Annotated in this window: 13 protein-coding genes; 11 read left to right on the forward strand and 2 right to left on the reverse strand. The window is 57.1% G+C overall.

Annotated elements, in window-relative coordinates:
* The first annotated feature begins 22 nt into the window (after positions 1–22).
* The 7 genes from gltX to BFP70_RS04490 all read left to right on the forward strand — a co-directional run bounded on the left by gltX (position 23) and on the right by BFP70_RS04490 (position 7,675).
* Positions 23–1,426 (forward strand): glutamate--tRNA ligase, encoded by a 1,404-nt coding sequence (gltX, locus tag BFP70_RS04460; protein ID WP_066010174.1) that lies wholly within the window; start codon positions 23–25, stop codon positions 1,424–1,426.
* A 77-nt stretch (positions 1,427–1,503) separates the two neighbouring features.
* Positions 1,504–2,793, forward strand: coding sequence for a citrate synthase (gene gltA / locus BFP70_RS04465; protein ID WP_066010175.1), 1,290 nt, complete (start codon positions 1,504–1,506; stop codon positions 2,791–2,793).
* A gap of 276 nt (positions 2,794–3,069) precedes the next feature.
* On the forward strand, positions 3,070–3,741 hold the full coding sequence (locus tag BFP70_RS04470) for an SDR family oxidoreductase (RefSeq protein WP_066010255.1): 672 nt from the start codon (positions 3,070–3,072) through the stop codon (positions 3,739–3,741).
* Between the two features lie 246 nt (positions 3,742–3,987).
* On the forward strand, positions 3,988–4,773 hold the full coding sequence (surE, locus tag BFP70_RS04475) for a 5'/3'-nucleotidase SurE (protein ID WP_066010176.1): 786 nt from the start codon (positions 3,988–3,990) through the stop codon (positions 4,771–4,773).
* Between the two features lie 2 nt (positions 4,774–4,775).
* Entirely contained in the window at positions 4,776–5,441 is a 666-nt protein-coding gene (locus BFP70_RS04480; protein ID WP_066010256.1) for a protein-L-isoaspartate(D-aspartate) O-methyltransferase, read from the forward strand.
* Positions 5,442–5,537: 96 nt separating this feature from the next.
* The gene (locus BFP70_RS04485; protein WP_083217358.1) at positions 5,538–6,752 is read left to right on the forward strand and encodes a peptidoglycan DD-metalloendopeptidase family protein; all 1,215 of its coding nucleotides are present in this window, start codon (positions 5,538–5,540) and stop codon (positions 6,750–6,752) included.
* 185 nt (positions 6,753–6,937) lie between these two features.
* A complete protein-coding gene (locus tag BFP70_RS04490) occupies positions 6,938–7,675 on the forward strand; it encodes an SDR family oxidoreductase (RefSeq protein ID WP_066010177.1) in 738 nt (245 codons plus the stop codon).
* A 10-nt stretch (positions 7,676–7,685) separates the two neighbouring features.
* On the opposite strand, the gene BFP70_RS04495 is transcribed toward BFP70_RS04490, so the two are convergent.
* Both BFP70_RS04495 and BFP70_RS04500 read right to left on the reverse strand, forming a co-directional pair.
* Entirely contained in the window at positions 7,686–8,261 is a 576-nt protein-coding gene (locus BFP70_RS04495; protein ID WP_066010178.1) for a TIGR02281 family clan AA aspartic protease, read from the reverse strand.
* A gap of 48 nt (positions 8,262–8,309) precedes the next feature.
* Positions 8,310–8,942 carry a MarC family protein gene (locus BFP70_RS04500; protein ID WP_066010258.1) on the reverse strand — a complete coding sequence of 211 codons (633 nt, stop codon included), beginning with the start codon at positions 8,940–8,942 and terminating at the stop codon, positions 8,310–8,312.
* 299 nt (positions 8,943–9,241) lie between these two features.
* Here BFP70_RS04500 and tatA point away from each other — a divergent pair, with 299 nt between their 5' ends.
* The 4 genes from tatA (at position 9,242) to BFP70_RS04520 (ending at position 11,846) form a co-directional block, all read left to right on the forward strand.
* Positions 9,242–9,454 (forward strand): twin-arginine translocase TatA/TatE family subunit, encoded by a 213-nt coding sequence (gene tatA, locus BFP70_RS04505; RefSeq protein WP_066010179.1) that lies wholly within the window; start codon positions 9,242–9,244, stop codon positions 9,452–9,454.
* A 108-nt stretch (positions 9,455–9,562) separates the two neighbouring features.
* Positions 9,563–10,165: a Sec-independent protein translocase protein TatB gene (tatB, locus tag BFP70_RS21210; RefSeq protein WP_066010180.1), complete on the forward strand. Its 603-nt coding sequence runs from the start codon at positions 9,563–9,565 to the stop codon at positions 10,163–10,165.
* On the forward strand, positions 10,162–11,010 hold the full coding sequence (gene tatC, locus BFP70_RS04515; protein WP_066010181.1) for a twin-arginine translocase subunit TatC: 849 nt from the start codon (positions 10,162–10,164) through the stop codon (positions 11,008–11,010). The genes tatB and tatC overlap by 4 nt, the downstream gene beginning before the upstream one ends.
* The gene (locus BFP70_RS04520) at positions 11,007–11,846 is read left to right on the forward strand and encodes an ATP-binding protein (RefSeq protein ID WP_066010182.1); all 840 of its coding nucleotides are present in this window, start codon (positions 11,007–11,009) and stop codon (positions 11,844–11,846) included. Before tatC ends, BFP70_RS04520 begins: the two co-directional genes overlap by 4 nt.
* The last annotated feature ends 113 nt before the right edge of the window (positions 11,847–11,959 follow it).

Raw genomic sequence — 11,959 nt, forward strand, 5'->3', positions numbered from 1 at the left:
CCTGCCGCAGAAAGGCCACCCCATGAGCGACACTCAGATCGTTACCCGTTTTGCCCCTTCGCCCACCGGTTATCTTCACATCGGCGGGGCGCGCACGGCGCTGTTCAACTGGCTGTTTGCACGCGGCAATGGTGGGAAATTTTTACTGCGTATCGAAGATACTGACCGTGAACGGTCGACCGAGGCTGCGACAGCTGCGATTTTGAAAGGGCTAGACTGGCTGGGGCTGGATTTTGACGGTGAACCTGTCAGCCAATTTGCAGGGGCCGCCCGGCACCGCGAAGTGGCCGAAGAGATGTTGGAACGCGGTGCGGCGTATAAATGCTTTGCCACGCAGGACGAGATTCAGGCCTTCCGCGATGCAGCCAAGGCCGAGGGAAAATCAACCCTATATCGCAGCCCCTGGCGCGATGCCGATCCCAGCACCCATCCTGACGCGCCCTATGTGATCCGCGTCAAAGCCCCGCTGGAGGGCAAAACCGTGATTGAAGACGCGGTGCAAGGCAATGTCACCATCCGCAATGATCAGCTGGATGACATGATTTGTTTACGCTCCGATGGCACACCTACCTATATGCTGGCGGTTGTAGTGGATGACCATGATATGGGCGTTACGCATGTTATTCGGGGGGATGATCACCTGACCAATGCTGCGCGTCAGACGCTGGTATATTCTGCGATGGGCTGGGATATTCCTGTATTTGCACATATTCCGCTGATCCACGGCCCCGACGGGAAAAAACTGTCCAAACGTCACGGCGCGGTAGGGTTAGAAGAGTATCAGGCGATGGGCTATCCGGCGTCGGGGATGCGTAACTACCTGACTCGTCTGGGCTGGAGCCATGGTGACGATGAATTTTTCAGCGACGCACAGGCGAAAGAGTGGTTCAATTTGGCGGGAATCGGAAAATCCCCGGCACGACTCGATTTCAAGAAGCTTGCGAACATCTGTGGCCAACATATTTCTGTGACGCACGATGCTGCACTGCTTACACAAATTGAGGGATTTCTGGACGCCTCTGACCAGCCTACGCTGACGGACGCACAGAAAGCAGGCTTGGCGGCAGCGATGTATTGCGTAAAGGATCGTGCGAAGACCTTCGGAGAACTTATTGAAAAGGCACACTTCGTTATGGTTTCTCGGCCTATCGTTCCAGATGAGAAATCTGCGAAGTCGCTTGACCCGGTATACCGTGGTATTCTGAAAACATTGACGCCGCAGTTGCAAAATGCTAGCTGGACGCGAGACGAATTGGAGGCCATCGTAGCAAAAGTTGCCGCTGAGCATGACATGGGACTTGGCAAATTGGCCGGCCCGTTGCGCGCAGCGCTCGCCGGACGCTCTGTTAGCCCCAGCGTATTCGATATGATGCTTGTGCTTGGTCAAGATGAGACCGTAGCACGGTTACAAGATCAGGTGGCCTGAGGCCGGGCCACCTTTCCGGAATTAGTCCGGACACTAACGACCGGCTTGGCCCGGCCGGCATAAGGAAAGGGAACCCTATGGCTGAAAGAACAGCAACGCTGACTCTCGACGGCAAGACCTACGATCTACCGGTGCTTTCACCAAGCGCCGGGCCAGATGTGCTCGATATCCGCAAGCTATATGCGCAAGCAGATGTGTTCACCTATGACCCGGGGTTCACCTCCACCGCGTCCTGTGACAGTGCGATTACCTATATCGACGGTGGCAAGGGCGAATTGCTGTATCGCGGTTACCCCATCGACCAACTGGCCGATGAATCGCATTACTTGGAAGTTTGCTATTTGTTGATGAATGGCGAATTGCCAAACCGTCAGCAAATGGAAGACTTTGAATATCGTATCACGCGCCACACAATGGTGCATGAGCAGATGCTGAACTTCTTCCGCGGCTTCCGTCGTGACAGCCACCCGATGGCAACGATGGTGGGCGTTGTGGGCGGTCTGTCGGCGTTCTATCACGACAGCCTTGACATCAACGATCCATGGCAGCGTGAAGTCGCATCAATGCGCTTGATCGCGAAATTGCCGACGATTGCAGCGATGGCCTATAAATATTCGGTCGGCCAGCCGTTTGTCTATCCGCGCAATGACCTGGATTACGCGTCGAACTTCTTGCATATGTGCTTCGCCGTTCCGGCAGAGCCCTACCATGTGGAACCCGCGCTTGCGAAAGCGATGGACCGGATCTTTACGTTGCATGCCGATCACGAGCAAAACGCTTCGACATCGACTGTGCGTTTGGCGGGCTCGTCCGGGGCGAACCCATTCGCCTGTATCGCAGCCGGCATTGCCTGCCTGTGGGGCCCTGCGCATGGTGGTGCGAACCAAGCCTGCCTAGAAATGTTGCGTGAGATCGGCTCCGTGGATAAGATCCCGGAATATGTGGCACGCGCCAAGGACAAGAACGATCCGTTCCGTCTGATGGGCTTTGGCCACCGGGTCTACAAGAACTTTGACCCGCGCGCGAAGGTGATGAAGGAATCTGCCGACGAGGTTCTGGATCTGCTGGGCGTACAGGACAACCCATTGTTGCAGGTTGCCAAAGAGCTGGAAAGAATCGCGCTGGAAGATCCTTACTTCGTTGAGAAGAAGCTGTATCCGAATGTCGATTTCTATTCGGGCATCATCTTGGAAGCGATGGGCTTCCCGACCTCGATGTTTACGCCGATCTTTGCGCTGTCGCGCACCGTTGGGTGGATTTCGCAGTGGATGGAGATGATCGGAGATCCGCAAGGCAAAATCGGTCGTCCGCGTCAGCTGTATACCGGTTCGACCGCGCGTGATTATGTGCATGTCGATCAACGCTAAGATATAGCGTGACAGAATGTCGAATGGGCCGGACGCAGTTCCGGCCTTTTTCATGTGGGCAAGCTGGCAGGGGCCCTGCCCCCTTTGGGCTTTGCCCAAATTCCCCCGGGATATTTTTGGCAAGCTGAACCAGGTTCTGAGCGAGGCCGATAACAGCGCCAGCGGTGCATAGCGGCGCGTGCTTTGGCAGGCTATCTTTGGGAATGGATTTGCAAAGTTGGAAGCGGTGTCTGTGGGTGCTTGTCAGGCGATGATTGCTCTGCCAAACAGATGGCCATGAAACAGATTGATACGCACACCCCCTTGGCGCTTGTGACTGGCGCATCGCGTGGCCTTGGCGCCGCTATGGCTGAGGCGCTTGCGGCACAGGGCTGGCATGTTTTGGCGGTCGCGCGCACGGTTGGCGCGTTGGAAGAATTGGACGATCGGATCAAACAACACGGCGGCCAGGCCACATTGGCACCGTTGAACGTGACTGATCCGGCGCAGATGCAACATCTGGGCCAGTCGATTGCGTCACGTTGGGGCGGTGTTGGTCTATGGGTTCACACCGCAATCCATTCAGCGCCGCTGGCGCCTGCCGCGCATATTGCGCAAAAGGATATGGAGAGTTCCATCACCACCAATATGACCACGACGGCAATGATGATTCCGATGATGGAAGCACTGTTAAAGGCGCGCGGTGGTCGGGCGGTGTTTTTTGATGATCCGCGGGCGGGGCAAAAATTCTTTGGCAGCTATGGTGCCACGAAAGCCGGGCAGATGGCCTTGGTACGTTCCTGGGCGGCGGAAACCGCGAAGACCGGGCCAGAGGTGATTGTGGCCCAGCCTGAGCCGATGCCGACGGCACTGCGCGCAAGGTTTTTCCCGGGCGAGGATCGTGCCCCGCTATCTGATATCCGCACACAGGCCGCGCAGATCATTGAGGCGCATCGCTTATACCCATAAGCTAGGCACCAGTGCGAGACGATGTCATCCGTTGGGTTAAACCTATTGTAGGCGTCGCATACCTGCGTGAAAACCAATGAATTCAGGCCAAAAGCCCCGTTTCGGAGCTTTCTTTGGTTTACGTCGAAAAAAACTTCGGTGATAAAGGGAGGGTATTGGACAATGCCGATGTGCCCGTCGAAATTTTGAATATAGACGCAATAATTTTGCCGCAAAACAAGCAATAACAAGAGGTTAGCCAGCAAAATGCGCATTCTCATCACAAATGACGACGGGATCAACGCACCAGGGCTTGAGGTGCTTTTGCATATTGCGCAATCGCTGGCTGGGCCTGAGGGGGAAGTTTGGACCGTCGCGCCGGCGTTTGAACAATCGGGGGTGGGCCATTGTATCAGCTATGCACGCCCCTTTATGATCGCCAAGTTGGGTCCAAACCGCTATGCGGCGGAAGGTAGTCCGGCGGATTGCGTTTTGGCGGGCTTGTATGAGGTGTTGCAAGATACGCGGCCGGATCTGATATTATCTGGTGTCAACAGCGGGAATAATTCTGCAGAAAATGCATTATATTCTGGCACCTTAGGTGGCGCAATGGAAGCTGCACTGCAAGGGATCCCGGCCATCGGGTTAAGCCAGTTCAAAGGACCAAAGACCGCTGCCTTGGATGATCCTTTTGAGGCAGCGCGCGTGCACGGCCCTGATCTGGTTCGCAAGTTGTGGGAAAACGGGATTTGGGATGATGGCGCCTATCGGGTGTTTTATTCGATCAACTTTCCGCCGGTCGGCGCCGCCGATGTCAAAGGCACGAAAGTGGCCGCGCAAGGCTATCGCAGTGACAGTTTCTTTTCCGTCAGCCCCGCCAAAGCGCCAAATGGTCGCACCTTCCTTTGGGTGAAGGGCGGGCCGCAGCATACCCCTACACAGCCGGGCACAGATGCTGCGCTGAACCTTGAAGGTTATATTTCTGTGACGCCGATGCGGGCGGATTTAACGGCTTATGATGTTTTGGCCGATCTGGAGGCACGTCTGGCATGACCATGACCCCCGGCCCGGACGATCCCAGTGGCAGTGAAGCCGAGCGCAAGATGCGGTTCTTATTCCAGCTCCGCTCTAAGGGTGTGACGGATGACCGCGTTTTGCATGCGATGGAACGTATTGATCGCGGGCCGTTCGTGAAAGGGATTTTCGCCGCACGGGCCTATGACGATATGCCGCTGCCTATTGCCTGTGGGCAGACCATCTCTCAGCCGTCCATCGTCGCGATGATGACACAGGCCCTGGAGATCGGGCCGCGGGATACCGTGTTGGAGGTCGGCACAGGCTCTGGTTATCAGGCGGCGATTCTGGCAGTTTTGGCGCGGCGGGTCTACACGGTGGATCGCCATCGGCGCCTTGTCCGGGAGGCAGAGACGTTGTTTTCTCATTTGGATCTGCCCAATATCGTGGCATTGACAGGCGACGGATCATTTGGTCTGCCGGAACAGGCCCCGTTTGATAGAATTATCGTGACCGCCGCTGCCGAAGACCCCCCCGGCCCGCTATTGTCGCAGTTGAAACCGGGCGGTATCATGGTGTTGCCGGTCGGTCAGTCTGACACGGTGCAAAGCCTGATCCGCGTCCGGCGGCTGGAGACAGGGTTTGATTATGAAGAATTGCGCCCGGTGCGGTTCGTGCCGCTGGTCGAAGGACTGGCGACGGATTGACCGAATGCCCCAAATGTGGCGATGATGGTCACGCGACCTGATCCCGGCCCAACAGGTCCCCAAACGGACCGAGACGATGACAAGGACGATGAGCCGATGACCCCCCTTTCCCAGAACCGCAGCAGATTGCGCCCGATGCTGATTGCCGGAACGGCGTTGATCGCCCTGACGGCCTGTGATCCCAACGGAAATTTTGACCCCGACCTGCGTAAATTTGGCAAAAGCGGGTTTGACACGTCAGATGCGGCGCTGCAAGCCACTGCCAACCGCCCCAGTGCGGATGGGCGCGGCATCATTTCCTATCCGAATTATCAGGTTGTGGTGGCCCGCCGCGGCGACACCGCCGTCACTGTCGCGCAGCGCATCGGCATGGATAGCGGAGAGCTTGCGCGTTTTAACGCCGTGGAGCCAAACGCAGTGCTGAACGCGGGCGCTGTTCTGGCGTTGCCGGGTCGGGTTGCCGAACCTGCCGGGGCGTCAGGCAATGGATCAACCATAGACATTACCACACTGGCCTCGAATGCGCTGGATCGGGCGGATGCCACATCCCCGGGGGTGCAAACCGCGCCATTGGCGCCACAAGCCACCCGTCCCGCAGCCCCGGTTGCGGGTGCACCGACTGGGCCAGAGCCTGTGCGCCACAAAGTGGCGCGGGGGGAAACAGCCTATTCCATCGCCCGGTATTACAATGTCTCAGTGCGGTCTGTGGCGGAATGGAACGGCCTGCCGTCAGATATGAGCGTGCGAGAAGGCCAGTTCCTGATGATCCCAACTGCAGCCGGCGGGACACCCGCCGCCGCGCCAGCCTCCACCGGAACAGTGCCCGGTCAGGGCAGCCCGACGCCCACGCCGCCTTCTGCCGCGATGCCATTGCCGACCGAAACGACCTTGCCTGCCTCAGCGCCTGTCGATACCAGCCCGGCACCGGATCTTAGCAAATCGCGCAGCAAAGCGTCGGATACTACGCAGCTGCAAATGCCGGTAAATGGGGCGATCATCCGCCCCTATGTGAAGAAGAAAAACGACGGGATCGACATTGCCGCCGCGCCGGGCACAGCCGTGAAGGCCGCGGATGCGGGGACGGTGGCCGCGATCACCAAAGACACCGAACAGGTTCCGATCCTTGTGTTGCGCCATGACAATGGCCTTTTGACCGTCTATGCCAATATTGATGCGATCACCGTATCCAAAGGGGCCAGTGTCAGCCGTGGCCAAACCATCGCCAAAGTGCGCGCGGGTGATCCCGGCTATGTGCATTTTGAGGTCCGGCAAGGCTATGACAGCGTCGATCCGATGCCCTATCTGGAATAATCACCCCGCCACGGGCGGTGCCTTCTGACGGTGCCGTCCCTGATGTAGTTCTGTGCAATGATGCCGATGTTCATCATGAATTTCGGCCCATTGTCATTTCTGACCTCTATTTATCTAATGCCATCTGAAGAGTAGTCGCAGTTACGACGCGCTTGGCAGAAACGATTTTGACGGAGGCAGGAACAATGAGCAGTGCACAGAAAACGGCGCTTGTCACAGGTGGGTCCCGGGGGATCGGGGCCGCGATCAGCACGCGCTTGGCCGCTGATGGGTTTTCGGTCGTGGTCAATTATGCCGGCAACGCCCAAGCGGCCCAGAGCTTGGTCGACACGATCACCCAAAATGGCGGACAGGCCATCGCGGTGCAGGCCGATGTGGCGGATCCTGTGCAGGTCGCAGCCCTGTTTGAACAGGCACAGACAGCATTTGGCGTACCCAATGTTGTGGTGAACTCTGCCGGGGTCTTAAAGATGCAACCCGTGGCCGAAGTCGATGACGCCACATTCGATCAAATGGTGGCGGTGAATTTTAAAGGCACATTCAACACCCTACGCGAAGCCGCGCGGCAGATGCCAGATGGGGGGCGGATCATCAATCTGTCAACCTCGGTTGTGGGGGCTAAGCTGGAACGCTATGCGATTTACACAGCAACAAAAGCGGCGGTAGAATCCATGAGCGCGATCTTGGCGAAAGAGCTGCGCGGACGCAATATCACCGTGAACTCTGTTGCGCCCGGGCCAACAGGCACTGATCTGTTCTATGAGGGGAAATCGGATGAGTTTGTCGCCCAGCTTGCAAAAATGAACCCGCTGGAACGGATTGCCACACCTGAAGATATCGCCGGTGTTGTGTCCTTCTTGGCCGGGCCTGATGGCGGTTGGATCAATGCGCAAACGCTGCGTGCCAATGGCGGTATGGTTTGAAGACGGCCGCTTAACGCTCTAGCACAAGTTTGCCGCGGGTCAATTCGACCCGCGCAAACCGGGTCAGATAGTCCATCCCCAAAAGGGATCCGTTCATCTGCCCGCCATTGACCGTCGCGCGGACCTGCGTGTCATGGATCGGACCCAGATCCAATGTCTGCAACCGGATAGGCGCTGTGCGCACGGTGCCATTGGCCGTATTGGCCCGCCCCACATAGGCCAGCGCATCTGGATCAATTCCGGCACGGCGCGCGTCATCCTGACTTAGGACAATATTTGTGGCACCAGTATCTACGACAAATCGAATTGGCACGCCATTGACCCGTGCCGACAGGTAGAAATGCCCATCTGGGCCAAGGGGAGCCTCAATTCGGCCATCGCCCATCACCGCCTGCTGCGGCAAAAGCGACCCTTTGATATCATCCCATAATCCGGCAGCCGCAATCACGCCCATGAAAATCAAGCCCCAGATCGCCAGTTGCTGCAGCCGTTTTCCCAAGTTGCGAAAATCGAACAACAGCGCGCCGCCAATCGCCAGCAGCAATAGCACCAGATAAACCAAAGACCCGAATGTATCGCCCGACATGACCGCTCCCTATGACCGGGTTGATATGGGCAGCCCTGGCCGCAATGTCTAGCCCATCAAGCCAGAACCGCGCAGCCCATCCAACATGAATTGAATCGCCAATGCTGCCAGCAACATGCCCAACAAACGGGTCACAACCATGATGCCTGTCCGTCCTAGCAGCCGCTCAGTCGCGATGCCCAGAACGAACATACCCGCCACGCAGCCCAGAACCGCCACCATCACCAGATGGACCAGCGCAACATGCACCGCCCCACCATCATGGGCACCTGCCAGCAAGATCATAGAGGCCATCGCGCCCGGCCCCGCAATCAATGGTGTGGCCAACGGAAACACCGACGGATCGTCATGATCAGGATCGGAGATATGGTCCTCTCCCTGTCCCTCGCGGCGTTTGGTGCGCCGTTCAAACAGCATATCCAACGCAGTCAGAAACAGCATAACCCCACCCGCGATGCGAAACGCGGGCATGGAAATACCGATCCCCGACAAAAGCGCATCGCCAAACAACCCGAACAGCGTTAGCAACGCCCCGCCCACAACGATCGCCCGCGCGCCAATACGAACCCTTGCGCGGTTGCTCATTCCCTGCGTCATTGCCACGAACAAGGGGGCAAGGCCAATTGGATCAATCACCACAAACAATGTCACGAATGCAGTGATATATTCAGCAGGCAGCATCGGGTTTTCTCCTTGATCAATTTTTAGGCTGACACAGGCGCGCTTACTTTGCCAGCCTTGAACAGCGCCTATACGGCCCAAGACTGCGCCGTATAACGCGCTTACAGGCCAGGATGAACCGGGCAAAAGTACCGTGGAGGCCGCAATAGGCGCACAACCAAGACGTGAATGACCGCCTGTTTGGTCAAAAAACCGTGCCAGAGCGGCGATTGGGGCTTTGATTGCCGTCGTGAAATCCATAAATGTGTGTGTAACAAAGATTGCCCCGAGTACCGGGGTGCCCCCTTGGGAGACGAAAGATGCTTAATAATATCGGCCTTCCCGGCCTTCTTCTGATTGCAGTCGTCGTGCTGGTTCTGTTTGGCCGCGGCAAAATCTCCTCTTTGATGGGCGAAGTTGGCAAAGGTATCACCGCGTTCAAAAAGGGCGTGAAAGATAGCACGGAAGAAGTCGAAAACAGTGCCGATGACACGCGTTCGATCCCGGCTGAAGAGAAGAAAGACAAGGTCTGATCTGCGGATCTGTCTTGGCGGGGCCGATGTCCCGCATGCGGCCCGCTTTGGGATTACACCGTGATCTAAAACCGGGCCAAATACGTCTGCCGTCTCAAGAGGCTATGAATGTTTGATATTGGCTGGAGCGAGCTCCTGGTGATTGGCGTGGTTGCGCTGATTGTGGTGGGGCCCAAGGATCTGCCGGGCATGTTCCGCGCATTGGGACGGTTGACCGGCAAGGCGAAATCGATGGCGCGCGAATTCTCACGCGCGATGGAAGATGCCGCAGATCAGACCGGATTGGCCGAAACAGCCAAGGATCTGAAATCTGTGACCTCGAAGAAATCTTTGGGGCTGGACGCGTTGGAACGCGCCACCAATAAGTTTGAAAATTGGACACCAGAGATCGCAAAACCCGCCAGCGCCACCAAGGTTACGGCCCCTGCCCCGGTTGCACAGCCTGACCCCGATGCGCCCGCCCCAGCGACCACAACCAGCCCCGCACCGGCGGAGCCGTCGATCATGCCGCCGCCTTCCCCGCCCTCGGTACCAAGCCCATCTTTGGTGAACGCCGCGATGCCTTCATCCGAAGAGATGCCCACCGCGGGTGCCTCTGCCGAGGCAAAGCAGGCCATCAAACAGGCCAAAAAGACCGATAAACCCGCCAAGGGTAAGAAAGCGCTAACAAAGAAAGCCGCGAAGAAAACCGGCCCGAAAGGTGATCTATGAGCCACGAGGATGATGTGGACGATTCCGCAGCCCCGCTGATTGAACATCTGGCCGAGCTGCGCACACGGATCCTGTATTCGCTAGCCGCTTTTATCGTTGCGATGGTTTTGTGCTATGCGGTATGGAACCCGATCTTCAATTTTTTGACCCATCCGATCTGCGGCGCTTTGGCAGAGCGCGGGCAAAATTGCGGCTTGTATCTGATCAAACTGCAAGAAGGCTTTTTCGTCGCGATCAATATCTCTTTCTTAGGCGGGTTCGCATTGTCCTTTCCGGTGATCGCCTATCAAATGTGGCGGTTTGTGGCACCGGGGCTGTATCGGTCGGAGAAAAGCGCGTTTTTACCGTTCCTTGTCGCATCCCCTGTCATGTTCTTTTTGGGCGCGGCCTTCGCATATTACATCATTTTGCCGCTGGCGTTCCAATTCTTCCTGGGCTTTCAGCAAGGTGGGTTAGACGCTGAGACGGCAACCAATGAAATGGCTGCGATTGGCTTCCAAGGCTCGGTTCAGGAATATCTATCGCTGACGATCAAATTCGTTATGGCCTTTGGGATTTGTTTCCAACTGCCTGTGCTATTGTCGTTGATGGGTAAGGCCGGGCTGGTATCGGCTGCCGGGCTGGCCAATATGCGTAAATACGCCGTTGTTGCGATCTTGGTTGTGGCAGCGGTGGCCACGCCACCCGATGTGATTTCTCAGGCCATTTTGTTCGTTGTGGTCTATGGGCTGTATGAGGTCTCAATTTTTCTCGTCCGCCGGATCGAGAAAAACCGCGAGGCGCGCATGCGCGCCGATGGCACATGGGTCGATCTGGACGACGATGACGACGAGGCTGCCTCATGAGCGACGCATTGGAGCGGATTGCACAGGCGTTGGAGCGTCTGGCCCCGGCGCCGTTGCCTGCGCCCGATTTTTCAGGGGCGACCGCCTTTGCCTGGCGTACCGGGCCTGATCGTTTGGATCCGATTATGACGGTCGCGCATGTAGATCTGACGCTATTACTCGGGATCGACAGATCGCGCGACACGCTGATGGCCAATACGTTGCAATTTGCCAAAGGGGCTGCGGCCAATAACGCCTTGTTATGGGGCGCGCGCGGAATGGGGAAATCCAGCCTGGTGAAGGCGGCCCATGCTGCGGCCGTGCAGCAGGGATTGCCCTTGAAATTGATCGAGCTGTCACGCGATGATCTGCCCTCTGTTGGGCGTTTATTGAACCATCTGCGCGCCGCATCAAATATCCGCTTTGTGCTGTTTTGCGATGATCTGAGCTTCGATCACGATGATGCGCATTATAAATCGCTTAAAGCCGTGTTGGATGGTGGAATCGAAGGCCGGCCGGCGAATGTCATTTTATATGCCACATCGAACCGGCGTCATCTGATGCCGCGCGACATGATCGAAAATGAACAGTCCACCGCGATTTCTCCGGGTGAGGCGGTCGAAGAGAAAGTCTCTTTATCAGATCGCTTTGGCCTATGGCTTGGCTTTCATCCATGTTCACAAGATGACTATCTGGCAATGGTCCACGGTTATTGTGACGCCTATGGCTTGGACATCGACACTGCACAGCTGCGTGCCGAAGCGATCGAATGGCAGGCGACACGTGGATCGCGTTCTGGTCGCGTGGCATGGCAATTTTTCGTTGATCTTGCGAGCCGGCGCGGCCTTTCGCTGTAAACTGCACGAACGTGTTCTGTTGTTCGCCTGTTGAACATGGGGCGCCAAAGGAGGGGCTGTGCCCCGACCGCAGCCGCAGGGGCTCGATGCCCCTGAGGCTGCGATCCCCCCGG

Source organism: Thioclava sp. SK-1, from assembly GCF_001705665.1.
In the GTDB taxonomy this organism is placed as follows: domain Bacteria; phylum Pseudomonadota; class Alphaproteobacteria; order Rhodobacterales; family Rhodobacteraceae; genus Thioclava.